Source organism: Asanoa iriomotensis (assembly GCF_016862515.1).
Taxonomy (GTDB): domain Bacteria; phylum Actinomycetota; class Actinomycetes; order Mycobacteriales; family Micromonosporaceae; genus Asanoa; species Asanoa iriomotensis.
Genome location: NZ_BONC01000051.1, coordinates 1 through 25756, shown reverse-complemented (window position 1 = coordinate 25756; position 25756 = coordinate 1). Strand labels below are relative to the sequence as shown.

21 protein-coding genes are annotated in these 25756 nt (G+C 72.0%); 11 read left to right on the top strand and 10 right to left on the bottom strand.

Going from position 1 to position 25756, the window contains the following annotated elements; translation table 11 throughout:
• Nucleotides 1–25: 25 nt before the first annotated feature.
• Complete coding sequence (locus tag Air01nite_RS28825) at nucleotides 26–2797, top strand: DEAD/DEAH box helicase (RefSeq protein ID WP_203706477.1); 2772 nt, start codon at nucleotides 26–28, stop codon at nucleotides 2795–2797.
• On the opposite strand, the gene Air01nite_RS28820 is transcribed toward Air01nite_RS28825, so the two are convergent.
• Nucleotides 2787–3128 carry a hypothetical protein gene (locus Air01nite_RS28820; RefSeq protein WP_203706476.1) on the bottom strand — a complete coding sequence of 114 codons (342 nt, stop codon included), beginning with the start codon at nucleotides 3126–3128 and terminating at the stop codon, nucleotides 2787–2789. The two genes, Air01nite_RS28825 and Air01nite_RS28820, sit on opposite strands and share 11 nt — an antisense overlap.
• A 140-nt stretch (nucleotides 3129–3268) precedes the next feature.
• Between Air01nite_RS28820 and Air01nite_RS28815 the strand changes: the two genes are divergently transcribed.
• Complete coding sequence (locus tag Air01nite_RS28815; protein WP_203706475.1) at nucleotides 3269–4519, top strand: hypothetical protein; 1251 nt, start codon at nucleotides 3269–3271, stop codon at nucleotides 4517–4519.
• A 239-nt stretch (nucleotides 4520–4758) separates the two neighbouring features.
• Here Air01nite_RS28815 and Air01nite_RS28810 read toward each other — a convergent pair whose 3' ends face one another.
• The 5 genes from Air01nite_RS28810 to Air01nite_RS28790 are packed head-to-tail and all read right to left on the bottom strand — an operon-like array spanning nucleotide 4759 to nucleotide 9847.
• The gene (locus Air01nite_RS28810) at nucleotides 4759–5682 is read right to left on the bottom strand and encodes a 5'-3' exonuclease (protein WP_203706474.1); all 924 of its coding nucleotides are present in this window, start codon (nucleotides 5680–5682) and stop codon (nucleotides 4759–4761) included.
• 2 nt (nucleotides 5683–5684) lie between these two features.
• Nucleotides 5685–6911, bottom strand: a complete 1227-nt coding sequence (locus Air01nite_RS28805) for an MFS transporter (RefSeq protein ID WP_203706473.1) — start codon at nucleotides 6909–6911, stop codon at nucleotides 5685–5687.
• A gap of 19 nt (nucleotides 6912–6930) precedes the next feature.
• On the bottom strand, nucleotides 6931–7617 hold the full coding sequence (locus tag Air01nite_RS28800) for a phosphatase PAP2 family protein (protein ID WP_203706472.1): 687 nt from the start codon (nucleotides 7615–7617) through the stop codon (nucleotides 6931–6933).
• Nucleotides 7618–7628: 11 nt separating this feature from the next.
• Nucleotides 7629–8615: a TolB family protein gene (locus Air01nite_RS28795; RefSeq protein ID WP_239091036.1), complete on the bottom strand. Its 987-nt coding sequence runs from the start codon at nucleotides 8613–8615 to the stop codon at nucleotides 7629–7631.
• On the bottom strand, nucleotides 8612–9847 hold the full coding sequence (locus tag Air01nite_RS28790) for an MFS transporter (protein WP_203706471.1): 1236 nt from the start codon (nucleotides 9845–9847) through the stop codon (nucleotides 8612–8614). The genes Air01nite_RS28795 and Air01nite_RS28790 overlap by 4 nt, the downstream gene beginning before the upstream one ends.
• Nucleotides 9848–9966: 119 nt before the next feature.
• Here Air01nite_RS28790 and Air01nite_RS28785 point away from each other — a divergent pair, with 119 nt between their 5' ends.
• The 5 genes from Air01nite_RS28785 (at nucleotide 9967) to Air01nite_RS28765 (ending at nucleotide 16946) form a co-directional block, all read left to right on the top strand.
• Nucleotides 9967–11337: a CBM96 family carbohydrate-binding protein gene (locus Air01nite_RS28785; RefSeq protein ID WP_203706470.1), complete on the top strand. Its 1371-nt coding sequence runs from the start codon at nucleotides 9967–9969 to the stop codon at nucleotides 11335–11337.
• Between the two features lie 56 nt (nucleotides 11338–11393).
• Nucleotides 11394–11912, top strand: coding sequence for a 2Fe-2S iron-sulfur cluster-binding protein (locus Air01nite_RS28780; RefSeq protein ID WP_203706469.1), 519 nt, complete (start codon nucleotides 11394–11396; stop codon nucleotides 11910–11912).
• 2 nt (nucleotides 11913–11914) lie between these two features.
• Complete coding sequence (locus Air01nite_RS28775; protein WP_203706468.1) at nucleotides 11915–12898, top strand: FAD binding domain-containing protein; 984 nt, start codon at nucleotides 11915–11917, stop codon at nucleotides 12896–12898.
• The gene (locus Air01nite_RS28770; protein WP_203706467.1) at nucleotides 12895–14991 is read left to right on the top strand and encodes a xanthine dehydrogenase family protein molybdopterin-binding subunit; all 2097 of its coding nucleotides are present in this window, start codon (nucleotides 12895–12897) and stop codon (nucleotides 14989–14991) included. The genes Air01nite_RS28775 and Air01nite_RS28770 overlap by 4 nt, the downstream gene beginning before the upstream one ends.
• A gap of 65 nt (nucleotides 14992–15056) precedes the next feature.
• Nucleotides 15057–16946, top strand: a complete 1890-nt coding sequence (locus Air01nite_RS28765; protein ID WP_203706466.1) for a primary-amine oxidase — start codon at nucleotides 15057–15059, stop codon at nucleotides 16944–16946.
• Nucleotides 16947–17000: 54 nt separating this feature from the next.
• On the opposite strand, the gene Air01nite_RS28760 is transcribed toward Air01nite_RS28765, so the two are convergent.
• Complete coding sequence (locus Air01nite_RS28760) at nucleotides 17001–17741, bottom strand: GOLPH3/VPS74 family protein (RefSeq protein WP_239091035.1); 741 nt, start codon at nucleotides 17739–17741, stop codon at nucleotides 17001–17003.
• Between the two features lie 116 nt (nucleotides 17742–17857).
• On the opposite strand from Air01nite_RS28760, the gene Air01nite_RS28755 reads away from it, so the two are divergent.
• Nucleotides 17858–19348, top strand: a complete 1491-nt coding sequence (locus tag Air01nite_RS28755) for an APC family permease (RefSeq protein ID WP_239091034.1) — start codon at nucleotides 17858–17860, stop codon at nucleotides 19346–19348.
• Nucleotides 19349–19451: 103 nt separating this feature from the next.
• Nucleotides 19452–20429 carry an aldo/keto reductase gene (locus tag Air01nite_RS28750; protein WP_203706463.1) on the top strand — a complete coding sequence of 326 codons (978 nt, stop codon included), beginning with the start codon at nucleotides 19452–19454 and terminating at the stop codon, nucleotides 20427–20429.
• Here Air01nite_RS28750 and Air01nite_RS28745 read toward each other — a convergent pair.
• Both Air01nite_RS28745 and Air01nite_RS28740 read right to left on the bottom strand, forming a co-directional pair.
• A complete protein-coding gene (locus Air01nite_RS28745; protein ID WP_203706462.1) occupies nucleotides 20426–21631 on the bottom strand; it encodes an MFS transporter in 1206 nt (401 codons plus the stop codon). The genes Air01nite_RS28750 and Air01nite_RS28745 overlap by 4 nt on opposite strands.
• Before the next feature lie 32 nt (nucleotides 21632–21663).
• Complete coding sequence (locus Air01nite_RS28740; protein ID WP_203706461.1) at nucleotides 21664–22881, bottom strand: MFS transporter; 1218 nt, start codon at nucleotides 22879–22881, stop codon at nucleotides 21664–21666.
• Nucleotides 22882–22949: 68 nt separating this feature from the next.
• Between Air01nite_RS28740 and Air01nite_RS28735 the strand changes: the two genes are divergently transcribed.
• Together Air01nite_RS28735 and nhaA are read left to right on the top strand one after the other, a co-directional pair.
• The gene (locus tag Air01nite_RS28735) at nucleotides 22950–23456 is read left to right on the top strand and encodes a DsbA family protein (protein ID WP_203706460.1); all 507 of its coding nucleotides are present in this window, start codon (nucleotides 22950–22952) and stop codon (nucleotides 23454–23456) included.
• A 7-nt stretch (nucleotides 23457–23463) separates the two neighbouring features.
• A complete protein-coding gene (nhaA, locus tag Air01nite_RS28730) occupies nucleotides 23464–24855 on the top strand; it encodes a Na+/H+ antiporter NhaA (protein ID WP_203706459.1) in 1392 nt (463 codons plus the stop codon).
• Here the strand turns inward: nhaA and Air01nite_RS28725 are convergent.
• A partial coding sequence (locus Air01nite_RS28725; protein WP_203706458.1) for a PAS domain-containing protein occupies nucleotides 24852–25756 on the bottom strand: 905 nt, incomplete at its 5' end. The two genes, nhaA and Air01nite_RS28725, sit on opposite strands and share 4 nt — an antisense overlap.

Below are 25756 nucleotides of genomic sequence, written 5' to 3'. Positions count from 1 at the left end.
GCGCGCACGCCGTAATCTTGGATGCATGTCGAGCCCAGCCGAGCGCTATGCGGCGGCGCGCCGCCGGGCCGCCCGGGCAAGCGCGTTCCCGGCCCTGGAAGATTTCGCCCTCGGTCTTGGCTTCGACCTGGACGAGTTCCAGCGCGAGGCGTGCCAGGCCCTGGAGCGGGGGAGCGGCGTGCTGGTCTGCGCGCCCACGGGCGCCGGGAAGACCGTGGTGGGCGAGTTCGCGGTGCACCTGGCGCTGGCCAAGGACGCCCCGGATTCGGACACCCCGCCCAAGAAGTGCTTCTACACGACACCGATCAAGGCGCTGTCCAACCAGAAGTACCACGACCTGGTCGAGCGGCACGGCACCGCCAACGTCGGCCTGCTGACCGGCGACAACGCGATCAACGGCGACGCGCCCGTGGTGGTCATGACCACCGAGGTGCTGCGCAACATGTTGTACGCGGGCTCGCCCGCGCTGCAGGGCCTGGCGTACGTCGTGATGGACGAGGTCCACTACCTGGCCGACCGCTTCCGCGGCGCGGTCTGGGAAGAAGTGATCATCCACCTGCCGGCGTCAGTGACATTGGTCTCACTGTCGGCCACCGTCTCCAACGCCGAGGAGTTCGCCGACTGGCTGGTCACGGTCCGCGGCCACACCGACGTGGTGGTCAGCGAGCACCGGCCGGTGCCGCTCTGGCAGCACATGCTGGTCGGCCGGCGGATGTTCGACCTGTTCCACGACGCCGCCGCGGCCCGCAAGCACGACGTGCACCCCGAGTTGCTGCGCTACTCCCGCGAGATGCTGCGCCGGCTGGAGATGGGCCGCGACGGCTGGTCCGGCGGCGCCGCCCGCGGCGGCCGCGGCCCGCGCTGGAAGGGCCCGCTGCGTGCCGAGATCGTCGAGCGCCTCGACCGCGAAAACCTGCTCCCGGCGATCCTGTTCATCTTCAGCCGCGCCGGCTGCGACGCGGCCGTGCAGCAGTGCCTGGCCGCCGGGCTGCGACTGACCACGCCCGACGAGCGGGCCGAGATCCGCCGCGTCGTCGAGGACCGGATCACCGCGATCCCCGGCGAGGACCTCTCGGTGCTCGGCTACTGGGAGTGGCTCGACGGCCTCGAGCGGGGCCTGGCCGCGCACCACGCCGGCATGCTGCCCGCGTTCAAGGAGGTCGTCGAGGAGCTGTTCGTACGCGGCCTGGTCAAGGCGGTCTTCGCCACCGAGACGCTGGCGCTGGGCATCAACATGCCGGCCCGGTGCGTGGTGCTGGAGCGGCTGGTCAAGTTCAACGGCGAGGCGCACGTCGACCTGACGCCGGGCGAATACACGCAGCTCACCGGTCGCGCCGGGCGCCGGGGCATCGACATCGAGGGCCACGCCGTGGTCGTCTGGTCGCCCGAGGTCGACCCGCGGCACGTGGCCGGCCTCGCGTCGACGCGCACGTTCCCGCTGCGGTCGAGCTTCCGGCCCTCGTACAACATGGCCGTGAACCTGGTCGGGACGGTCGGCGCCGAGCGCTCCCGCGCGCTGCTGGAGGCGTCGTTCGCGCAGTTCCAGGCCGACCGGTCGGTGGTCGGGCTGGCCAAGCAGGTGCAGCGCAACGAGGAGACGATCGCGCAGTACGCCGACGAGGTCACGTGCAGCCACGGCGACTTCGACGAGTACTTCGACCTGCGGATGCAGATCGGCGAGCGCGAGCGGGCGCTGGCCCGGCAGGGCCAGACCCAGCGCCGCGCCCAGGCGGTGTCGTCGCTGGAGCGCCTGCGGATCGGCGACGTGATCCGGGTGCCGTCGGGCCGGCGCGCCGGTCTCGCGGTCGTCCTGGACCCGGGCACGGGCGGCTTCGGCGACCCGCGGCCGCTGGTGCTCACCCAGGACCGGTGGGCGGGCCGGGTGACGTCGGCCGACTTCACGTCGCCGGCCGAGGTGCTGGCCCGGATCCGGGTGCCCAAGCACTTCAACCACCGCAACCCGTCGGCCCGGCGCGACCTGGCCGCCGAGGTCACCGGCACCGGCCTCGACCGGCACAGCCGGCGCGGCCGGCGCGCGCGGGGCACCGGCGAGGACAAGCACCTGACCGACCTGCGGGAGAAGCTGCGCAAGCACCCGTGCCACGCGTGCCCGGACCGCGAGGAGCACGCCCGCTGGGCCGAGCGGCGCCGGCGGCTGCTGCTCGACACCGACGAGCTGCGCAAGCGGGTCGCGAGCCGGACCGGTTCGCTGGCCCGGACCTTCGACCGCGTGTGCGCGCTGCTGGCGGCCCGCGGCTACCTGTCCGAGTCCGGTGAGGTCACCGACCACGGCCGGATGCTGGCCCGGATCTGGTCCGAAGCGGACCTGCTGGTCGCCGAGTGCCTGCGCCGCGGCGTGTGGGACGCGCTGACGCCCGACGAGCTCGCCGGCGCCGTCTCGGTGGTCCTCTACGAGGCGCGCCGCGAGGGCGACGAGCGGGCGTCGGTCCCGCGCGGCCCGATCACGGACGCGATCGACGAGACCATGAAAATCTGGTCGGAACTGGAAGCGGACGAGGCGGCCCGCGGCGTCGACCGCACCCGGGAGCCGGACCTCGGCTTCGTGTGGCCGATGGTGCGCTGGGCCCGCGGCGAGGCACTGGCCAAGGTGCTGGCCAGCGGCCACAACCTGGACGGCGACATGCCGGCGGGCGACTTCGTCCGCTGGGCCCGCCAGGTGGTCGACCTGCTGGGCCAGATCGCCGACGCCGGCGGCGCCTCGCAAACGGTCCGCACGACGGCCCGCCAGGCCATCGGCACCATCAACCGCGGCGTCCTGGCGTACGTCAACGCTTAGGATCCTGGGCGCCAACATCGGTCGGTGGAATGGATGGCCTTTGCCGCCGCGCGACGCGGACGAAATCGAGCAGGCGCCGCCGGTCCGCCTGTTTCAGCGCCCAGGCGGCTATGTCCTGGCGCCGAACGCCGATGATTCGCAGAACCGCCGCCATCAGGAGCAGATAGCAGGGATATGCGAACGCCGCCATCACCGGCGTCAACGGGTTGGACAGCCAATCAACCATCACGAGCCGTAGCGCGACTGCGACCGGCGTGGAGGTATAGGTATGCCCTTTTCGCGACCATGCGAAGCACCCCTCCACAGCGGAGCAGCCATTTCGACGCGCCATGTCCCCACCACTACGGTATGCCGTTCAGCCAGCTAGACAGTGTTGCGGAGGCCAGTGATCCGGCTTGGACGGCCATCCTTTGGGCGCAGGCCACCGTGAGCTATCGTTAGGCATCGTTTTTCGTCGTCAGGGTTTCCGCGATGCCTGAAGTCGATCAATCAGTGGGTGCGGACCCCGCACCTGGGCCACAACGGTCCGAGATCGAAGCCGCGCTGCGCTATTTGGGCACGAGAACTCATGAGCTGCCGGTCGATCTCCTGCAACACGCCGTCGAGCGGCCCGGCAGCCCGATCGGCACCAGGCTCTCCGCGCTCACCTCGCCCACGAAGCACCTCGATGGCTGGACGGCCGCGCAACTGGCGCACGCCCTGTGGCAGGTCATCAGGGAAGGCATCCGCGACCCAGACGTCAGTCCCGCCCATCTGTCGCGGCGGCGTCGTGTGCTGCAGGCAGCGTTCCGGCTACCGGACTCGGACATCCACGAGCCTTGGGGCTCGTCCTTGACCGAGCGTTTCACCCAGTTGGTGCCACTCGTGCATGTCTTCGGACGCCCGACGACGACGCAGCCCATGGAGGCGGCCTGGAAGCGTGCTGTGCACCTGCTGGCCGCGCACCTGGAAGGCCGATTCGCGGCTCTGGCGCAGCCCACCGACTGGGACGAATATCGGCGCGTCGCGTACCCGTCCGGCGTCGAACGGGAGGGGCGACTCGACGAGATTCAGGCCCAGGTGGACTCATTCGGCTACAACGAGGCGCTGTTGCGTGAACCGTCGTCCGGAGCGCAGCCGATTTTCATCAACCTTTTCATCACGACCGTGTTCATGAAGCGACGGGCCGTCTACCGCCGGATCACCGAGCGACTCATAACGGCCCGCACCGACGACGTCGCCTACTACACGGCGCGTGGATTCGCGGGAAAACCGCCACGCCTGACGTACGTCCCGGTGAAAGCACTGTGGGGGTGCGACGCGGAGTTCGTCGAGTCGAGCCGGCCGGGCCGGCCGGCGGTCACGCGGCTGTGGTTCCCGAAACCGTTGCGGGCCGGCGAGCAGGCACATTTCGCTTCGGAGATCGTCGACGAGAACATCACCGAGGAACGGCAGTGGATCGACGTGGACGTCGACCACCATGGGATTGCCAAAGGCGCGCTGGTGCATGGTGGCCGGCTGCCGATCAGCGGGCTGACGATTCGCGTCCGGTTCGACGACAACGACCTTCCGGAAGCGGTGTGGTGGTATGCGGAGCTCAACGAGAGCGAGCGCTACGACCGTCCACCGCCCGGGCACCGCCGTCTCCTGTCGCTCGCCGGAAACGACGTGAGTCACACGTTCACCGACCGGTACGGCCAACCCCGGGAGAGTTACGGCATCGCCTTCTCCTGGCCCACGTAGGGCCCAAAAAACCGCGACGGCGTCGGCCGAGCGCGGTCAATTGGTAGAACAGGAACAACTCGGACGGCTCAGTTGCCGCCGCTGCCACCTTCGCCCGACATGCCAGGCCCCTTTCCCTGCTGGGATCTAGATCCGCGTTTGTCCGATGTGCCTACTTTAGGACATCGAAATTTCCCGCTCCGTCCCGCCCCAGGAGAGACTGCCACACCAGCGCGAGTGACTGGGGGACGACGCTCTGTTTATTTGAGACTGATCGCGTCCACGAGGCGGCGGCACGGGCCCGCGAGGTTCCATTTCTCGGCCAGGGCAAGCAGGGTGTCACCGTCGGCCGGGGCGGTCGGCAGGGTCGGGTCCAGGTCGGGGAGGGCGACGTCGCGGGCCACCTTGACCACCGTCGGTGCGACCGCGAGGTAGTCCCGGGCCGCGTCCAGCTTGCCGCGCAAGCCCGGTGCGAAGCCCGCCTTCGGGTCGTCGAGGGCCGCCAGCATCGCGTCGAGGGTGCCGTAGCGCGTCACCAGGCGGGCCGCGGTCTTCTCGCCCACGCCGGGCACGCCGGGCAGGCCGTCGCTCGGGTCGCCGCGCAGCGCCGCGAAGTCCGCGTAACCCGCCGCCGGGACGCCGTATTTCGCCTGGACCGCGGCGTCGTCGCTGTCCTCCAGCTTGGCCACGCCGCGTCCGCAGTAGAGCAACCGCACCGGCTTCGCGTCGTCGATGAGCTGGTAGAGGTCGCGGTCGCCGGAGGCCACCTCGACCGGGCCCGGCTGCGTGGTGGCCAGCGTGCCCAGCACGTCGTCGGCCTCGTAGCCGTTGGCGCCGATCGCGGGAATGCCGACCGCGGCTAGGACCTCGAGGATCAACGGCACCTGCGCCTCGAGATTTTCGGGTACGACCTCCGTGGACGGCCCGCCGCCAGGCGCGAGCCGGTGCGCCTTGTAGGACGGGATCAGCTTGACCCGCCACGCCGGTCGCCAGTCGTAGTCGAGCGCGCAGACCAAGCGGTCCGGGCGGCGCGTGCGGATCAGCTGGGCGACCATGTCGAGGAAACCGCGGACCGCGTTGACCGGGCTGCCGTCGGGGGCGCGGGCCGCCGACTCCGGGATGCCGAAGTAGGCCCGGAAATAGAGGCTCGGCGCGTCCACGAGCAGCAGTGGTCGGTTGGTCATCGTCACACTCTGCCACGCCCTAGATCGTCATGAGCAAGGGCCCCAGCGGGGCGCGGCGCGGGCACGGGCGCCGGAACCGGCCGACGGGCGTCGTGCACAGCCACCGCGAGGGCCGCCAGCATCAGCAGGCCGCCGACGAGGGGGAGCGGCCGCAGGCCGGTCGTGGGCAGCAGCGCGCCGCCCAGCAGGGAGCCGCCCGCGATGCCGACGTTGAAGGCCGAACCCGACGCCGCCGAGGCCAGGTCCGTGTTGCCGGGCGCGAGTTGCAGCGTGCGGCCCTGCACGGTGGCCGCGAACGCGCTGAACGCGAACCCGAACAGCGCGAGCAGCACCACGGTGGCGGCCTGGACGGTGCCGAGGGCGTACAACAGCAAGAGGCAGGCGCTGACCACCGTGAGCGGGACGATCTGCGCGAGCGCCGGCCGGGAGTCGATGAACCGTCCGATCACGATCGTGCCGCACACCCCGGCCACGCCGGAGACCAGCAGCAGCAGCGACAGCGCGGCGTCCGGGAAGCCGCTGACGTCGAGCAGGAACGGCGTGATGTAGGTGGCCGCGACGAAGTAGCCGGTGATGCCGACGGCGGTGACCACCAGCAGCATGCGGAACCGGGACCGGTCCGGCATCGTGCCGCGGGCGGCGCCGCCGTCGGCCGGCGGGAACGACGGCAGCAAGGTGGTGACGACCGCGCCGGCGACCAGACCGAGGCCGGCCAGCACGGCGAACGCGGTGCGCCAGCCGGCCTGTTGGCCGATCCAGGTGGTCAGCGGCACCCCGAGCACCGGCGCGAGCGCGGGGCCGACGGCGAACCGCGCCACGATGCGGCCGCGGACGCCGACCGGGAACAACCCGGTCACCGTGGGCCCGACGACCGTCCAGAACAGCGCCTGGGTGGCGGCGGTGGCCAGCCGCGCACCGGCGAGCACCCAGTAGCCGCCGGCGAGCGCGGAGACCACGGTGGCCGCGGCGAACACGCCGAACGTCCCGGCGAGCAGCCACCGCCGCGGTATCCGCCTGGTGACGTGCGCCAGCGGCAGGGAGGCCAGCACGACGACGAACGCGTAGCCGGTGACCAGCAGCCCGATCTCGGACTCCGACCGGTCGAGGTCGGGCGCCATCACGGTGAGCAGGCCGACGGGCAGCAACTCGGTGGTCACATAGGCGAACGCCGCCAGGGAGAGTGCGACCAGGGCGGCCGTCGCGCGGCCGGAGGAGATCTGTGGCGGCATGGGACCATGGTGGCGACCCTCAGCGGGAACGCGCCAGCGACATTCGCTTCCGTTCCTCGGCCGGCCGCGGTGGGGGAGCACCGCGCCAGCGCAGCACGCCGAAATACATGATGGTCAGACAGAGCCCGGCGTTGACGAACGAGCCGATCACGTCGCTGGGGTGGTGCATCCCGCGGTAGAGCCGGGTCAGCGCCACGCCGATCGGGATCAGGACGAACACCGTCCAGACCACCGTCTCCCATTTCCAGTTCGTCGACCGCAGGGCGAACAGCACCGCCAGGCCGCAGTAGAGGGCGGTCGCCGCCGACGTGTGGCCCGACGGGAAGCTCGACGTCGGCGGTGAGACGTCCATGTGCTCGACCGCCGGGCGTTCGCGGTCGATCGCGAGCGTCGTGCACAGGAAGATCAGCGCCTGCGCGGCGACCGCGCCCGCGAGGAACAGCGGCTCGCGCCACGGGCGGTGGGTGACCAGCAGGATCACCACCGCGAACGCGCACACCGCGATCACCGACCAGGTGTCGGCGATCGTGCTGAACACCAGCGACGCGGCCGTCAGGGTGCCCGACCGGGCCTCCTCCAACGACACGTTGACCTGGTCCTCGGCCTGGCGGGGCCACCAGTCGGCGGTGACGACGTGGCCGAGCAGGACCATCAGCCCGTAGAGGGCGGCGAGCGGCAGCAACAGCCGGAGCAGGACGTGGCGCATGGCGAGAGTGCTTACCCGTTCGTCCCGGTCGCTACGCCCAGCGCCGCCGGCGACTCCGCGCCCGGCACCAGCAGCCGCGGCTCGCCACCGCCGGAGGCCGGCACCGACCACACGTCCGGCCGGCCGTCGGCCTGCCGCAGCGTGTAGCCGACCGTGGCGGAGTCGAGCCAGGCCGGCTGGTCGTCGACGCTCGCGGTCTCGGCCAACGGCGTCACGGCCAGCGTGCTCAGGTCGAGCACCGACAGCCGCCACCCCTTCGTGGGGTCGCCGGAGATCGCCTGCTTGAAGGCGATCCGCGTGCCGTCCGGCGACAGTGACGGGCACTCGACGTTCTCGGCGACCGTCTTCAGCGTGCGCGCCGCGAGGTCGCCCTTCACCAGGTAGCGGTGGCCGCCGGTCGACATCGTCGCGTAGAGCGTGTTGTCGTCGGCCGCGAAGGTCACGCCCCAGAAGTTGCGGTCCGCGGCCCGGACCGGTGCGTCGAACTCTTCCAGCGACGCCACCAGCGTCCCGCTGACGGTGTCGAGGATGCCGGTGCGGGTGGAGAAACCACCGCTGTTGTAGGAGTCGCCGCCCACGAACGTCGTCCAAGCCACCAGCCGCCCGGACGCCGACACCCGGGCGCGGTTCGGCAGCCCCGGGATGTCCACGGAGCGCACCGGCGCCAACCGACGGTCCAGGACCACCATCTTGTACGTCCACGGTGTCGCCGGCTGCAGGCACACACCGGTGCCCCCGGCCGCGTACGCCCGCACGCACTCAACGGCCGAGACCGTGCGCGGCCCGGCCGGGTCCGACGTGGACACCGTCGCGATGTGCCGGTCGGTCACGGTCAGCAGCACCGGCCCGGCGTCGAGCGTCACCGGCTTCGCCGCCACCGCAACGGGTTCCGCCACCCGCGCGGCCGCGCCCCGGATGTAGAACGTGGCCACCCCGGCCAGCACCATCGCCACGCCCAGCACCGCGAGCACCCGCGCCCGCACGCTCCAGCCGTTCACGCCGTCCGTCCTTTGTAGAAGAGCAACCCGGCGGTGGTCCCACCGGCGACGACCGCGACCACCGCCGCCGCCAGCACGGCCGCGGTCGGCCCCCACGCCGACCAGGCCAGCCCGAACAGCACCGAGGAGGCCACGTAGGCCAGCGCCTGCCCGGTCTGCACGAGCGCCAGCCCGGTCGCCCGCAACGCGTCCGGCAGCACCGGCCCGGCCAACGCCATCAGCACGCCGTCGGTCGCGGCGTAGTAGAGCCCGTACGCGCCCAGCGCCGCCACCAGCAGCGCCCACCCGCCGACCGGCGCGACCAGCAGCAGGTAGGTGACCGCGAGGGCCGCGTACCCGGCGAGCAGCACCGGCCGCCGCCCGATCCGGTCGGCCAGCACGCCCAGCGGCGCGGCCAGCAGCAGGTAGCCGAGGCTCGTGCCCACCGCCAGCAGCGGGAACCAGAGCAGCCCGATCTCGGTGCGCCGCTGCAGCATCAGGTAGACGAACCCGTCGCCGATCGTCGCGACCCCGAGCAGCGCCGCGGCCAGCACCAGCCGCCGCACGTCACCGGAGCGCAGCAGCGCGGCGGCGTCCCGCACGGCCGGCCGAGCGACGGAAGGCGAAGGCTGACCGTGCTCCCGGACGAACAGCACCAGCACCGCGACACCGAGCACCGCGACACAGAAACTCGTGACGAACACCGCGTCGTAGGACTGCCCGGACCCGGCCAGCACCGCGAGCGCGACCAGCGGCCCGAGGAACGCGCCGACCGCGTCCATCGTCCGGTGCACCCCGAACGCCCGCCCGAGCGCCGACGGCGGCGTGGACAGCGTGATGAGCGCGTCCCGCGGCGCGGTCCGCAGCCCCTTGCCCATCCGGTCGACCGCGACCACGAACCCGATCCCGGCCAGCGAGCGCCCGGCGGCCAGCAGCCCGAGTTTCGCGACGGCGGACAGGGCGTACCCGAAGCCCGCGAGCGCCTTGCGGGCCCGCACCCGGTCGGCGACGAACCCGCCGACGATCCGCAGCAGGGCGGTCGCTCCGGTGTAGACACCGTCGACGACGCCGTAGGCCACCGGGCTCAGGTGCAGGCCCAGCACCAGATAGAGCGGGAGCACCGCGGTGACCATCTCCGCGGAGACGTCGGTCACCAGGCTGACGGTGCCGAGCGCCAGGACGTTGCCGCCGACGACCGCCACGCCGCGCCCCCGGCCCTTGGCGCCGGGCCGGTCGATCGTCGACAGGTACACGCGGATCACCTTCTACGCCGGACGAAACCCGGACAACACCCGCCAGGTGAACAGATCGGTGTCCGTCGTTCACCCGTACGACCGGATCAAGTTCATCCAAGCCCGTAGATTTCAAGGTCATGCGCACCCGTATCCTGGCCGGCGCCACCACGGCGACCGTCCTGGCCGGCGGCATCATCGCCGCCGTACTCAGCTCGTCCACACCGGCGGCCGCCGCGACCGCCACGTTCCGGCCGACCGCCGACACCTACGTGCAGCAGGACACGGCCTCGACCAACTACGGCACGTCGACCCAGATCACGGTCGACAACAGCCCCGTCCGCCGGATGTTCCTGCGCTTCACGGTGAGCGGCGTCAGCGGCACGGTCACCAACGCCACGCTGCGCCTGCGGACGATCTCCGGCAACGACGGCAGCAACAACGGCGGCGCGTTCCGGGCCATGTCCAACACGACCTGGTCCGAGACCGGCACGACGTGGAACAACCAGCCGTCGATCGACGGCGCGTCGGTCGGCTCGATCGGCACGGTCACCGCCAACGGCTGGTACGAGCTCAACGTCACCGGCATCGTCAACGGCAACGGCACGTTCAGCTTCGGTGCCACGTCCAGCAGCACCGACGGCGCCTACTACGACTCGCGGGAGAGCGGCACCGACGCGCCGCAACTCGTCGTCACCACCGGCACCAGCACGCCGCCGCCCAGCGGCGACCCGGTGCTCGTCGGTGCCGGCGACATCGCCACCTCGGGCTCCGGCGACAGCACGACCGCGGCGCTGATCAACGGCATCTCGGGCACGGTGTTCACCACCGGCGACAACGTCTACAACAACGGCACGGCCAGCGAGTTCAACAGCTACTACCAGCCGACCTGGGGCGCCTTCAAGTCGCGGACCCGGCCGTCGCCGGGCAACCACGACTACAACACCTCGGGCGCCACCGGCTACTACAACTACTTCGGCGCGCAGGCCGGCCCGTCGGGGCAGGGTTACTACTCCTACAACCTCGGCAACTGGCACATCGTCTCGCTCAACTCCAACATCAGCATGTCGGCGACCTCGGCCCAGGTGACCTGGCTCAAGAACGACCTGGCCGCCAACACGCGTCCGTGCACCCTGGCCTACTGGCACCACCCGCTGTTCACCTCGGGTGCCAACCACGCGCCGTCGACCTCGACCCGCCCGCTCTACCAGGCGCTCTACGACGGCAACGCGGACGTGGTCGTCTGGGGTCACAACCACCAGTACGAGCGGTTCGCGCCGATGAACCCCAGCGGCGGCCTGGACAACTCCCGCGGCCTGCGCTCGTTCGTCGCCGGCATGGGCGGCGCCGACCACTACGGCTTCGGCACGATCCAGCCCAACAGCCAGGCCCGCAACAGCGACACGTTCGGCGTCCTCAAGTTCACGCTGCACGACAACTCGTACGACTGGCAGTTCGTGCCGCAGTCCGGCAAGACCTACAACGACAGCGGGACCGGTAGCTGCCACTGACTCCGCTGCCCGTTGCCCGCCGCGCAACCAGCGCGGCGGGTAACGTCGGTTTTGTCATGACCGTCCCGGAGCTCGACAGCACCGTGCGCCTCATGCTCAACGGGGCGCCGCGGGAGGTCGTGGTCGACAACCGCACCACCCTGCTCGACCTGCTCCGGGACCGGCTCGACCACACGGGCACCAAGAAGGGCTGCGACCACGGTCAGTGCGGTGCCTGCACGGTCCTGGTCGACGGCCGCCGGGCCAACTCCTGCCTGCTGCTGGCGGTCGCGGTCGACGGCCGCGAGGTGACCACGGTCGAAGGGCTCGCGGACGACGAACCCCACCCGCTGCAGGCCGCGTTCGTGGCGCACGACGCGTTCCAGTGCGGCTACTGCACACCGGGCCAGATCTGCTCGGCGATCGGGATGCTCGACGAGCTGGCCGAGGGTTGGCCGAGCGCGGTCACCGCCGACGGGCGGCCGCCGAGCCTCGACGACGCCGAGATCCGCGAGCGGATGGCCGGCAACATCTGCCGCTGCGGCGCGTACCCGAACATCGTCGCGGCGATCCGCGAGGTCGCCGGGGGCGACTGACGGTGCGCGAGTTCGCCTACGCCCGGGCCCGCAGCGTCGACGCCGCGGTCGCGCTGGTCGCCGACAATCCCGGCGCCCGCTACCTGGGCGGCGGCACCAACCTCGTCGACCTGATGAAGCTCGGCGTCGAGCGGCCCGACCTGCTGGTGGACGTGACCGGCCTGCCCATGCACGAGGTCACCGAGGACGGCGACACCCTGCACGTCGGCGCGCTGGTCCGCAACAGCGACCTGGCCGCGCACCCGCTGGTCCGCGAGCGCTACCCGGTGCTCAGCCAGGCGGTGCTGGCCGGCGCCTCGGGCCAGCTCCGCAACGTGGCCACCACCGGCGGCAACCTGGTGCAGCGCACCCGGTGCGGCTACTTCACCGACGCGACGAAGCCGTGCAACAAGCGGATGCCCGGCTCGGGCTGCCCGGCGATCGAGGGCGAGCACCACAACCTGGCCATCCTCGGCGCGTCCGACCACTGTGTCGCGACCCACCCGTCGGACCTCGCGGTCGCGCTGGCCGCACTGGACGCCCGGGTCGGCGTGCAGGACCTGGCCGGGCCGCAGGAGATCCCGCTCGCCGACTTCTACCGCCCGGTCGGCGACCGGCCCGACCTCGAGCTGACCGTCCGCGACGGCGCACTGGTCACCGGCGTCGCCCTGCCACCCCTGCCCGCCGGCGCGCGGTCCGCCTACCGCAAGGTGCGCGAGCGGGCGTCGTACGCGTTCGCGATCGGCTCCGTCGCCGCGGTGCTGAAGGTCGACGACGGCCGGGTACGCGACGTCCGGATCGCCCTCGGCGCGGTGGCCTCGCACCCGTGGCGGGCCCGGGTCGCCGAGCGCGCGCTGGTCGACGCCCCCGCCACACCGCCGGCGTTCGAGGCGGCCGCCGAGGCGGAGCTGGCCGCGGCCCGGCCGCTGCGCGACAACGCGTACAAGGTGCCGCTGATCCGCAACCTCGTCGTCGCGGTGCTGTCGGAGCTGGTGGGTGACCGATGACCCGCACCTGGCAGGCCGCGCCGTCCGTCGGCCACCCGATGGCCCGGGTCGAGGGCTTCGACAAGGTGACCGGGCGGGCCCGCTACGCCGGCGACGTCGCCCTGCCGGGCCTCGCGTACGGCTGGGTGGTGCCGGCCACCATCCCGCGCGGCCGGGTGCTCCACCTCGACGTCGAGGCCGCGCTGGCGATGCCGGGCGTGCTGGCGGTGCTGCACCAGGAGAACGCGCCCCGGCTCACCGACATCGGCGAGGGCACGCTGTTCCTGTTCCAGGGCGACCGGGTGCCGCACTGGGGAGCGCCCGTCGCCCTGGTCATCGCGGACACGCCGGAGCGGGCCCGCGAGGCGGCCGAGCGGATGCGGGTCGACTACCTGCCGGAGCCGCCGGACTGCGTGTTCCGCGCCGACCATCCCGCCCTCTACGAGCCCCGGTTCGTCAACCCGCACAACGAGACGGTGACCGAGAAGGGCGACATCGACGGCGCGTTGGCCGCCGCGGCCGTGGTCGTCGACGCCGAGTACCGGACGCCGGCCCAGCACAACAACGCGATGGAGCCGCACTCGACCACCGCCGTCTGGGCCGACGGCCGCCTCACGCTGCGCACCTCCACGCAGTACGCGTACGCCTGGTCCCAGAGCCTGACCAGGCTCTTCGGGTTCGCTCCCGGGACGGTGCGGGTGCTCTCGGAGCACGTCGGCGGCGGTTTCGGCAACAAGGGCAACCCGCCGCGCCCCGATTCGGCGCTCGCGGTGATGGCCGCGACGCTGGTCGGCCGCCCGGTGCGGGTCACCCTGACCCGGCCGCAGCTCTGGCCGCTCACCGGCTATCGCACGCCGACCGCGCAGCGGCTGCGGCTCGGCGCCGACCGGGACGGCCGGCTCGTCGCGGTGGAGCATCTCGCCGCGGTGCAGACCTCGCGGCTCGTCGAGTTCACCGAGCAGGTCACGATGTACTCCCGCCCGATGTACGCCGCGCCCCACCTGCGCACCGGGCACCAGGTGGTGGCCCTGGACGTGCCGACGCCGCGCTGGATGCGGGCGCCGGGGGAGGCACCGGGGTCGTTCGGGCTGGAGTCCGCGATGGACGAGCTGGCCGAGGCGTGCGGCGTCGACCCCGTCGAGCTGCGGCTGCGCAACGACACCGCCGACGACCCCACGACCGGCCTGCCGTTCAGCAGCCGCCGGCTGGCCGACTGCCTGCGGGTCGGCGCGGACCGGTTCGGCTGGGCCGGCCGGGACCCGCGCCCGGCGGTGGGCCGCGACGGCCGCTGGTGGCGGGGGACCGGCGTGGCCGGCGCCCACTACCCGGCCCGGACCGTGCCGAGCACCGCGCACGCCACCGCGCTGCCGTCCGGTGAGTTCGTGGTGCGGGTCGCGGCCACGGACATCGGGACGGGCGCGCGGACCGCGCTGACCCAGCTCGCCGCGGACGCGCTCGAGGTGCCGGCGACCGTGGTGCGGGTGCTGATCGGCGACAGTGACTTCGGTCCGGCGCAGGGTGCCGGCGGCTCGACGGGCACCGCGTCGTGGAGCTGGCCGGTGGTCACCGCGTGCCGCGACCTGGCCCACCGGCTGGCCTCCGGCGAGGCCGTGCCGCCGCACGGGCTGACCAGCACGTTCGACTCCACCGACGCGGTCCGTGCGCGGCACGAGCTCGCCCGGTACGCGTGGGGCGCGCACTTCGCCGAGGTCGCCGTCGACGTGACCACGGGCGAGGTGCGGGTGCCCCGGCTCACCGGCGTCTACGCGGTCGGCCGCGTGGTCAACCCGCTCACCGCCCGGTCGCAGCTGCTCGGCGGCATGACGATGGGCCTGTCCACGGCGCTGCTCGAAGAGTCCATCATGGACGGCCGGTTCGGCGACTACGTCAACCACAACCTGGCCGACTACCACGTGGCGACCAATCCCGACGTCGGCGAGCTGGACGTGGCGGTCGTCGACGACCCGGACGACGAGCTGAACCCCTCCGGCGTGAAGGGTCTCGGCGAGATCGGCATCGTCGGCGTGCCGGCCGCCATCGCCAACGCGGTCTGGCACGCGACCGGCGTGCGCCAGCGCGAGCTGCCGATCACCCCGGCCCGCGCTGCACTGTAGACGCCGCTCACGTTCGCGCACTAGCTTGACGATCGTCGCAACCCCCCTTTCGACGAGGTGATCCGATGACGGCCGGTCATCCCCTCGAGCGGCTGAGCGCCGCCGAGATCGATGCCGCACGCACGCTCTTCCAGAAGAACGACCTGCTCACACCGACCACCCGGTTCGCGGTGCTCGGCCTCGAGGAGCCGCCGAAGGACGCGGTGCTCGCCTGGCGGCCGGGCGACCCCCTCGACCGCCGGGTGAACGCCACCCTGCTCGACGTGGCCACCGGCCAGGTCCGCCGGGTGATCGCGTCGGTGACCCGCGAGGAGGTCGACGAGGCGGTCGAGGTCGACCCGGCGGTCGACGGCCAGCCGCCGGTCCTGCTCGACGAGTTCATCGCGGTCGACGAGATCGTCAAGGCCGACCCCGAGTGGCGCGCCGCCATCGAGCGCCGCGGCATCACCGAGTTCGACCTGGTCCGGCCCTGCCCGCTCTCGGCGGGCAACTACGACATCCCCGGCGAGCGCGGCCGCCGCCTCCTGCGGGTGCTGTCGTTCGTGGCCAACCGGCCCGAGGACCACTGCTGGGCACACCCGATCGACGGCGTCGTCGCGTACGTCGACCTGATCGAGAAGAAGGTCGTCCAGCTCGTCGACAGCGCGCTGCTGCCGGTGCCGACCGAGGAGGGCAACTACGACGACCCGGCGTTCACCGGACCGCCCCGCGCGACGCTCAAGCCGCTGGAGATCACCCAGCCGGACGGCCCGAGCTTCCAGGTCGACGGCGACGAGGTGACCTGGGAGGGCTGGCGGTTCCGGATCGGCTTCGACCCCCGCGAAGGCCTGGTCCTGCACCAGCTCTCCATCGCGGACCGCCCGCTGATCTACCGCGCGTCGATCGCCGAGATGGTGGTCCCGTACGCCGACCCGAGCCCGGCCCGGTTCTGGCAGAACTACTTCGACGCGGGCGAATACCTACTCGGCCAGCAGGCCAACTCCCTCGTGCTCGGCTGCGACTGCCTCGGTGAGATCCGCTATTTCGACGCGGTGCTGGCCGACGGCGACGGCAACCCGCGCACGGTGGCCAATGCCATCTGCCTGCACGAAGAGGATTTCGGTGTGCTGTGGAAGCACAGCGACCTGTTCACCGAGGCGGCCGAGACCCGCCGGCAGCGCCGCCTGGTCATCTCGTACTGGGCCACGGTCGGCAACTACGACTACGGCTTCTTCTGGTACCTCTACCTCGACGGCGCGGTCGAGATGGAGGTCAAGACGAGTGGCGTCGTGTTCACCTCGTCGTACGTCGAGGGCAGCGAGTTCGCCGTCGAGGTCGCGCCGGGTCTGGGTGCGCCGTACCACCAGCACCTCTTCAACGCCCGGCTGGACATGACGGTGGACGGTGTCGGCAACGCGGTCGACGAACTCGACGTGCGGCGGCTGCCGGTCAGCGAGGCGAACCCGCACGGCAACGCCTTCACCCGCACCGCGACCCGCCTGGCCACCGAGTCGCAGGGGGCCCGCAGCGCCGACAACAGCGTCGGCCGGGTGTGGCGGATCTCGAACCCGACGAAGACCAACCGGTTCGGGCAGCCCGTCGCCTACGTGCTGCGTCCCGAGGGCCAGCCGGCGTTGCTGGCCGACGAGAGCTCGTCGATCGCGCGGCGTGCCGCGTTCGCCCGCAAGCACCTGTGGGTCACCCGTTACGCGGCCGACGAGCGTTACCCCGCCGGCGAGTACGTCAACCAGCACCCGGGCGGCGCCGGCCTGCCCGCGTTCGTCGCCGACGACGAGTCGATCGACGGCGAAGATATTGTTGTCTGGCACACCTTCGGCAGCACACATTTCCCGCGGGTCGAGGACTGGCCCGTGATGCCTGTCGACCGCGCCGGATTCACGCTGCGACCCGTGGGATTCTTCGACCGGAACCCCACGTTGGACGTTCCGGCCAGCACGGCAAAACACTGCCATTAATACCGATTCTGGGGTACGTCCGACGGACGTACCCCAGAATGTATTTTGTGAATATTAACGGCGAGTAATGACGGCCATGGCCGCGACCGCGCCTTCGACGCCCTGGATGCAATCACGCAGCGGAGCGGGAAGGCGCGCGACGATCGCCCCGATGCTGTCGGTCACCTCTTGCCGGGTCCACTCCAGCATGATGCGTTGTTCGAGGCCAGTGGCCTTGATCAGGGCGGCGAGCGTGGCTGTCTGCGCATCGATCTGCGCCGGTCGCTGTAGGTAGTAGGACAGTCGCACGAGCGGCCGGGTCGCCGTCAGCGCGTTGACCGCCGGGTAACGCACAGTGATCTTCCTGGACAGCCCAGAACGCTGCTCGTCGCGACGGACCATCCCCGCGGCGACGGCCCGCTGTGCCACGACCTCGCCGACGTTGCCGCGGAGGTGTTCCACCCAGGCGCGGGGGACGAACTCGTTGCCTCTGCTGTGGATCTCGCGCAGGACCACGTCGGTGACCGGGTCACCCCAGGGGCGCGGATCGTCGACGGCCACCTTGGTGGCCATGACGGTCACGCGTCTCTGCAGGATCAGCTCGCATAGCGCGGCGCCGGCCAGGCCGGCATCCAGCATCTCCTGGTTGATGACCGTCTTGCCGGTGTATTCGTTGTGGCCGGCAAGGAAAAGTTCGTCGGCAAGCCCTAAGTCGCTCATAACCTCAGGCGGAGTCGGAGTCGATGAGATCACCGGCGGTGGGATGGGGGCGCCGATTTTGTGCGGGGCAAACTGTACGCCGATCTTGGCCCGCATTCAACCGTTGTGATCCTTCGATAAGGACCCTCCACAGTCTTGAGTGGTGGAGATCGTGGTCGTACGATCGGGCGTCGCGAAACCGATCAAACACCTCTGAATCGAGGAACCCCCCAGTGTCCGAACAGCTCGCAGGAACTCTCGCCAGGCGACGCCTCGGCGTAGTACACCTGTTCTTCTTCGTCGTGGCGGCGTCGGCGCCGCTGACCGTGCTCGGTGGCGGCGTCACCACGACCTTCGCCGTCACCGGCTCGAAGGGCGTTCCGCTGTCCTTCCTGGTGCTCGCCGTGATCCTGGGCATCTTCGCGGTCGGCTACGCGGCAATGAGCCGCCACGTCGCCAACGCGGGCGCCTTTTACTCGTACATCGCCCAAGGCATCGGCCGCCCCGCCGGCGTCGGCGGCTCGTTCGTCGCGCTGACCGCGTACAACGCGATCCAGATCGGCCTCTACGGCCTCTTCGGCTTCATCTTCGCCGACTTCATGAACACCAAGTTCAGCGTCGACATGCAGTGGTGGGTCTGGTCCATCGCGGCGTGGGTGCTGATCGGCATCCTGGGCATGCTCCGCGTCGACCTCAACGCCACCGTCCTCGCGGTGCTGCTGATCCTCGAGATCCTGGCGACCGCCCTGTTCGACATCATCGGCCTGACCAACCCGGCCGGCGGCAGCGTCTCGATGGCCGGCTGGGACTTCGGCAACCTGTTCGCCAGCGGGGTCGGCGCGGTGTTCGCACTAGGCATCGCGGCCTTCACCGGCTTCGAGTCCGGCGCCATCTACAGCGAGGAGGTCAAGGACCCCCGCCACACGGTCGCCCGGGCCACCTTCTTCGCCGTGCTGTTCACCGGCCTCTTCTACGCCGTCTCGGCGTGGGCGATGACCGTCGTGGTCGGCCCCGACAACGTGCAGCAGGCCGCGACCGAGGCCGGCCCCGGTGTCGTGTTCGGCACCCTGGCCGAGCACACCAACGCCACGATCGCCGACATCGCGGTCGTGCTGTTCTTCACCAGCGTGTTCGCCGCTCTGCTCTCGTTCCACAATGGAGTGGCGCGCTACCTGTTCGCGCTCGGTCGTGAGCGGGTGCTGCCGCAGTTCCTCGGCCGCACCAGCCGCCGGACGATGGCGCCGATCGCCGGCTCGCTGTCGCAGTCCGTCATCGCGATCGTCGTGCTGGTCGGCTTCATCGCCGCCGGCAAGGACCCGGTGCTCGACCTGTTCACCTGGCTGTCCGGTGTGTCCGCGGTCGGCGTCGTGCTGCTGATGGCGGCCACCTCGGCGGCGGTCGTCGGCTACTTCCGGGTCCGCCGGGCCGACGAGTCGACCTGGCAGGGTCAGGTCGCCCCGGCCCTGGCGACGATCCTGCTGACCGCGCTGCTGATCACGCTGGTCGGCAACTTCAACAGCCTGCTGGCGCCGACCAACCCGTCCTACCTGCGCTGGCTGCTGCCCGGCCTGATCGGTGCGGCGGCGCTCATCGGCATCATCTGGGGCGCGATCCTGAAGTCGTCGCGGCCCGACGTCTACGAGGGCATCGGGCGCACGGTCGGCCAGCCGCTGACCGCCGACGAGTCCGGCAACAACAGCTCCGACTACGTGCCGGTGCACTGAGTCGGCTCTGACGGAAGCCCGCGCGGCCTCATGCGCCGCGCGGGCATCCGCGTGCCCGGCGTAGCCTCCAGTGGCGAACCCCCTCGCTGAACGGAGCGCCCCCATGGAATACACGCGCCTGGGCTCGTCCGGCCTCGTCATCTCGAAAGTCGTCGTCGGATGCATGGGCTTCGGCGACCCGAGCCGCGGCCACCACGCGTGGAGCTTGCGGCTCGACGCGTCCCGGCCGCTCATCCGAGCGGCCCTCGAGGCGGGCGTGACCACGTTCGACACCGCCAACGTGTACGCCCTCGGCTCGAGCGAGGAGATCGTCGGCCAGGTGATCGGCGAGCTGGCCCGCCGCGACGAGGTCGTCATCGCCACCAAGGTGCACGGCCGGATGGGCGACGGCCCCAACGGCTCGGGCCTGTCCCGCGGCGCCATCATGACGCAGGTCGAGGCCAGCCTGCGCCGGCTGCGCACCGACTACATCGACCTCTATCAGATCCACCGCTTCGACCCGAACACCCCGGTCGAGGAGACGATGGAGGCGCTGCACGACCTGGTCCGCGCGGGCAAGGTCCGCTACCTGGGCGCCTCGTCGATGTGGACCTGGCAGTTCGCGCAGCTGCAGCACGCGGCCGACCTGGGCGGCTGGACCCGCTTCGTGTCCATGCAGAACCACTACAACCTGCTGATGCGCGAGGAGGAGCGGGAGATGCTCCCGTACTGCCTCGACCAGGGCGTGGGCGTGATCCCGTGGAGCCCGCTGGCCCGCGGCAAGCTGACCCGCGACTGGGCCACCACCACGGACCGCAGCGGCACGGACCGCTTCGGCGCGACCCTCTACCAGCAGTCGCGGGACGCGGACCGCCGGATCGTCGAGGCGGTCGGCACGCTAGCCGACAAGCGCGGCGTGTCCCGCGCCGCGGTGGCGCTGGCGTGGGTGCTTGCCAAGGACACGGTCACCGCACCGATCGTCGGCGTGACCAAGGAACACCACCTCACCGACGCGATCGCCGCGCTGGACCTGGACCTCACCGAAGACGAGATCGCGCTTCTGGAAGAGCACTACACCCCGCGTGACTCGGAAGGGTTCTAAGCCGTCCGCGTGTCGGGGCGGGAGGCGGACCACCAAGCCGCCGTGGCCAGGACGGCCACGGCGGCGCTGAACAGGAACGGCGCGTGGGCGCCCAGCGAGCCGGCGAGCGCGCCGCCGAGGAGCGCGCCCAGGGCCGCGCAGCCGTAGGTGAGCGTGCGGGAGGCGGCGACCACCCGGCCCAGCAGGTCCGCCGGGACCGTGCGCTGGCGGATGGCCAGAGCGGTCACGTTGAGGACCGCGAACGACGCGCTGGTCACGACGACCACCGTGGCCGCCGCCCAGCGGTCAGGAGCGATCACCAGCAGCGCCGGCGTGCCCGCCGTGAGGGCCAGCGACCAGGTCAGCACCGTGCGGTGGCGGAAGCGGGCGATCAGCCGGTCCGCGGCGAACGAGCCGAGCAGGCCGCCGCCGGCGCCGGTGGCGAGCAGCAGGCCGAAGCCGACGGCGCCCAGGCCCAGGCTGTCGCGGGCGTAGAGCACGAAGATGGCGAACCAGGCGCTGTCGGCCGCGCCCACCGCGGCGCTGACCAGGACCAGCGTGCGCAGCATGGGGTGGCGCAGCAGCCAGCGCATTCCGGCCAGGTCGCCCGGTCGCTCGGATGTGGCCGCCGCCGGGGCCGGGCGGCGGGTCAGGCTCAGTGGCAGCGACAGCACGAGCATCACGGCCAGGGCCAGCGTCGCGCCGTTGACCGCGAACGGCAGCGCGGCGCCCGCGACGAACAGCAGGGCGCCGACCGGCGGGCCGACGAACTCGTTGCCCACGATCTCGCCTGCCACCAGGCGGCCGTTGGCCCGCTCCAACTGGCTGTCGTGGACCAGGCGGGGGATCGCGGTCTGTGCCGCGGTGTCGCGGACCGTCTCCCCGACGCCGAGCAGGAACGCGGCCGCGACCACGAGCGCGACCGTCGCCCAGCCGGTCGCGACCGCCACGACGAGGGTCAGCAGCACGGCGACCCGGGCGAGGTCGGCCGCGACGATGAGCTGGCGGGCGCCGCGCCGGTCGGCCAGCGCGCCGGCCCAGAGGCCGGTCACCAGCCAGGGCAGCACCTGGGCCGCCGCGACCGCGGCCACGCCGACCGGTGACGCGGTCAGTGCCGCGGCGAGCAGGGGGAAGGCGGCGACGCGGATGCCGTCGCCGAGGTTGGCGAGCGCCGACGCGCCCCAGAACCGCCAGAACGCCGTGCCCAGTGACCGGTCGACCATCGGGTGACCGTACCCGTGCGATGTCGATGGTTCTAGGCCGGCCGCGCCTCCGGGTGCGAGGCCGTCCACCACGCCACTGTGGCCAGAGCGGCCACGACCGCGCTGAACAGGAACGGGGCGTCGGCACCCAGGGTGCTCGCCAGCGCGCCGCCCAGGAGCGCGCCCAGGGCCGCGCAGCCACAGCTGAGGGTGCGGACGGCCGCGACCACGCGGCCCATCAGCTCCGGCGGCACGGACCGCTGGCGCACGGCCCGCGCCGTCACGTTGAGCACGGCGAACGAGGCGCTGGTCGTGACCACGACGGTGGCCGCGGCCCACCGATCGGGCGCGACCACCAGCAGGGCCGGTGTGCCTGCGGTGAGCGGCAGCGACCACGCGAGCACCGCGCGGTGCCCGTGCCGGGCGATCAGCCGGTCGGCGGCGAACGCGCCCAGCAGGCCGCCACCGGCGCCGGTGGCGAGCAGCAGGCCGAAGCCGACGGCACCGAGGCCGAGGCTGTCGCGGGCGTAGAGGACGAACGTGGCGAGCCAGGCGCTGTCCGCGGCGCCCACGGCCCCGGCGACCGCGATCAGCGTGCGCAGCATCGGGTTGCGCAGGAGCCAGCGCAGGCCCGCGAGCACGCCGGGTCGCTGTCCTGCCGCCGCCGCCGTCGCCGCCGTGACGGCCGCCGCCCGTGCCAGGGTCAGTGGCAGCGACAGCATCAGCATCACCGCCAGGGCCAGGGTGGCGCCGTTGACCGCGAACGGCAGCGCGGCGCCGGCGACGAACAGCAGCGCGCCGACCGGCGGGCCGACGAAGTCGTTGCCGACGATCTCGCCGGCCAGCAGCCGGCCGTTGGCCCGCTCCAACTGGCTGTCGTGGACCAGGCGGGGGATCGCGGTCTGTGCCGCCGTGTCGCGGACCGTCTCGCCCACGCCGAGCAGGAACGCGGCCACGGCCACCACCGCGACCGTCGCCCGGCCGGCCGCGACCGCGACGACCAGGGCGAGCAGCACGGCCACCCGGGCGAGGTCGGCGGCGACGATGAGCTGGCGGGCGCCGCGCCGGTCGGCCAGCGCGCCGGCCCACAGGCCGGTCACCAGCCACGGGAGGAATTGCGCGGAGGCCACCGCGGCCACGCCGACCGGCGAGGTGGTCAACGCCGCCGCGAGCAGCGGGAAGGCCGCGACGCGGATGCCGTCGCCGAGGTTGGCGAGCGCGGACGCGCCCCAGAACCGCCAGAACGCCGGACCCAGCGACCGGTCGACCACCGGCTGACGGTAACCGAGGATCTTCGATCTTCGCACCGGGCGCCCGTCCGGATGGCACGATCGAACGGGTGAGTGACGCCATCGACCCCGACCGGCACGTGTACGGCGATCCCGGCGCGGCGATCACCATCGTGGAGTACGGCGACTTCGAGTGCCCCTACTGCGGCGCGGCGTTCCCCGTGCTGCGCAAGCTGATCGACGGTGCGGACGGCCGGGTCAGGCTCGTCTACCGGCATTTCCCGGTGTTCACCAAGCACCCGTACGCGCTGACCGCGGCGCTGGCCGCCGAAGCGTCGGGCGAGCACTTCTGGGCCATGCACGACCAGCTCTTCAAGCACCAGGCCCGGCTGACCGACCCGGACCTGGTCGCCTACGCCGCCGAGGCCGGTGTGCCCGACCCGGAGTCCGTGATCGGCGACGCGGCACAGGCCTCCCGGCCGGCGGTGGAACGCGACTACACGACCGGGGTGTCCGACGGCGTGCGCGGCACGCCCACCCTGTTCGTCGACGGCCGCCTCTACTCGGGCCGGGTCGAGCTCGGTCCGTTGCGCAGCACCCTCGGGCTCGGTCGCTAGGCGCCGGGTGAGCACCGCGTCGTTGCCGCCGCGGCCCGGGCCGCGGACCCGGCTGGCGAGCGCGTTGCCGCTGGTGCCGCAGCCGGTCACCCGGTTCCTCGTCACCGAGGCCGGCAGCGGCTTCCTCCTGCTGGCCGCCGCCATCGCGGCGCTGATCTGGGCCAACGTGCCGGGCGACAGCTACGAGACGGTCTGGGAGACGACCGCGTCGATCCGGCTCGGCGAGTGGGGGATAACGCTCGACCTGCGCCACTGGGTCAACGACGCGGCCATGGCGATCTTCTTCCTCACCGTGGGTCTGGAGATCAACCGGGAGATCACGGTCGGGGAGCTGCGCCGCGGCCGGTACGTGCTGACGCCCATCTTCGGCGCCGCCGGCGGGGTCATCGTGCCGGCGCTGATCTACTACGCGTTCAACGCGGGCACGCCGGCCGAGCACGGCTGGGGCATCCCGATCTCCACCGACACCGCGTTCCTGCTCGGCATCCTGGCCCTCTTCGGCCCGCGCTGCCCCGACCAGCTCCGGCTGTTCTTCCTCACGCTCGCGATCGTCGACGACATCGTCGCGATCGTGGTGATGGCCATCTTCTACACGCCGGCACTCTCGATGGTGCCGCTGATCGTCGCCGTGGCGCTGACGGGTGTGCTGATCCTGCTGCGCTGGGCCGGGGTCTGGCAGCTCCGGTGGTACGCGCTCGTCGGCATCGTGCTGTGGTTCGCGGTCTACGAGTCCGGCATCCACCCGACGCTGGCGGGTGTCGTGATCGGCCTGATCGTGCCGGCCACGCCGGTCGACCCGCGGTTTCTCGAGTTCCTGCGCTTCTACGGCCGCGGGCTGATCGAGCGGGCGGACGCCGCGCGGGCCCGGCTGACGGTGCTGGCCGCCCGCGCGACCGTGCCGGCCAACGACCGGATGCAGGACGCCCTGCACCCCTTCAGCGCGTACGTCATCGTGCCGATCTTCGCCCTCGCCAACGCGGGCGTGGTGATCAACCAGGAGAGCCTGTCCCGGGCCGTACAGTCGTCGGTCACGATCGGCGTGTTCGTCGGCCTGGTGGTCGGCAAGACCGTCGGCATCTCGCTCGGCACGGCCGTCGCGCTCTGGACCAAGCTCGGCGAGCTGCCCGGCCGGGTGCGCTACGGCCACCTGATCGGCGGCGCCGCGCTCGCCGGGATCGGGTTCACGATCAGCCTGTTCATCACGGACCTGGCGTTCGACGACCCGGTGGTGATCGCCGACGCCAAGCTGGGCGTGCTGGTCGGCTCGGCGGTGGCGGCGGTGATCGGCTCGCTGTTCCTGCGCTACCTCGGCGAACGGCTGCCGTTGTGCATGGTCGAGGACGACGAGGGAGTCCCAGCCCTACCTACTGGTCCTTGGCGCGACCCCACGAGGCCTTAGCCGAACCGGCGCCAGACGCTGCGGCGGTTGCGGCCCGGTGCGGAGCGGTCGAGGCGGCGCAGCGTCGACGGTAGGTCGACCCGGCGGTCCGGTGTGACGTCGTGCAGGGTCAGCACCAGGCCCTGCACGGCCGGGTGGTTGCGCAGGTCGCGGCAGTTGACCTCGACCTGGATCCAGGAGCCGTCGGCGCGGCGCAGCGTCCACTCGGTGTTGACGCCGCTGCCGTCCATGGCCGACCGGGCGCGGTCGAGCGTGTTCTCGACCTGGCCGTGGTCGTCGCGGTGGATGATGTCGCGCCAGGTCGACAGGATCGGCACGGAGACCTTGAGCATGTCGGCCATCGACGGGCTCGCGTAGCGGATCCACTCGTCGGCGTCGAGCAGGATCACCACGTCGGCCGTGCGCTCGCTGACCGCGCTCAGGTAGGCGTCGCGCTCCCGCCGGCTCGTCTCGACCGTGTGGCCGACCCGGCGCAGGGCCAGCGCCGCCTGGCTGGCCAGCACCTCGAGGGTGTCCTGCAGGCCCGCCAGCACCGCGTGGTCGGCGGCGATCGCGATCGCGCTGACCGGCGAGGGGCGCCGGCCCGGCTGGTCACTGGCCAGCGACGCGACCAGCGTGGCCGGCAGGCCGGCCAGCGGCGCCCGCAGGTCCGGGTGCAGCAGGCGGGTGGCGCTCAACCGGCTGCGGCGCCCGCCGGCGGTCGCGGGCGGCTGGTGCCCGAGCAGCACGAGCGGCCGCCAGGCCACCGCGTCGGCGACCTCGACCCGGCCGAACACCGGGCCCGCGTCGGGTGCCGGAACGGTCGCCTTCCCGCTGGCCCGCCCCGCCAGGCGTCGCTCGACGGCCGGCCGCAGGTCCGCGGTCTCCTCGCGCGCCCGCACCCGGTCGGCCTTGGTGTCGG

What these genes read in the sequence shown, in the direction of transcription:
- Air01nite_RS28825 (WP_203706477.1), top strand. Translation starts at nt 26, where the DNA reads ATGTCGAGCCCAGCCGAGCGCTATGCGGCGGCGCGCCGCCGGGCCGCC.
- Air01nite_RS28820 (WP_203706476.1), bottom strand. Translation starts at nt 3,128, where the DNA reads ATGGCGCGTCGAAATGGCTGCTCCGCTGTGGAGGGGTGCTTCGCATGG.
- Air01nite_RS28815 (WP_203706475.1), top strand. Translation starts at nt 3,269, where the DNA reads ATGCCTGAAGTCGATCAATCAGTGGGTGCGGACCCCGCACCTGGGCCA.
- Air01nite_RS28810 (WP_203706474.1), bottom strand. Translation starts at nt 5,682, where the DNA reads ATGACCAACCGACCACTGCTGCTCGTGGACGCGCCGAGCCTCTATTTC.
- Air01nite_RS28805 (WP_203706473.1), bottom strand. Translation starts at nt 6,911, where the DNA reads ATGCCGCCACAGATCTCCTCCGGCCGCGCGACGGCCGCCCTGGTCGCA.
- Air01nite_RS28800 (WP_203706472.1), bottom strand. Translation starts at nt 7,617, where the DNA reads ATGCGCCACGTCCTGCTCCGGCTGTTGCTGCCGCTCGCCGCCCTCTAC.
- Air01nite_RS28785 (WP_203706470.1), top strand. Translation starts at nt 9,967, where the DNA reads ATGCGCACCCGTATCCTGGCCGGCGCCACCACGGCGACCGTCCTGGCC.
- Air01nite_RS28780 (WP_203706469.1), top strand. Translation starts at nt 11,394, where the DNA reads ATGACCGTCCCGGAGCTCGACAGCACCGTGCGCCTCATGCTCAACGGG.
- Air01nite_RS28770 (WP_203706467.1), top strand. Translation starts at nt 12,895, where the DNA reads ATGACCCGCACCTGGCAGGCCGCGCCGTCCGTCGGCCACCCGATGGCC.
- Air01nite_RS28765 (WP_203706466.1), top strand. Translation starts at nt 15,057, where the DNA reads ATGACGGCCGGTCATCCCCTCGAGCGGCTGAGCGCCGCCGAGATCGAT.
- Air01nite_RS28760 (WP_239091035.1), bottom strand. Translation starts at nt 17,741, where the DNA reads ATGCGGGCCAAGATCGGCGTACAGTTTGCCCCGCACAAAATCGGCGCC.
- Air01nite_RS28750 (WP_203706463.1), top strand. Translation starts at nt 19,452, where the DNA reads ATGGAATACACGCGCCTGGGCTCGTCCGGCCTCGTCATCTCGAAAGTC.
- Air01nite_RS28745 (WP_203706462.1), bottom strand. Translation starts at nt 21,631, where the DNA reads ATGGTCGACCGGTCACTGGGCACGGCGTTCTGGCGGTTCTGGGGCGCG.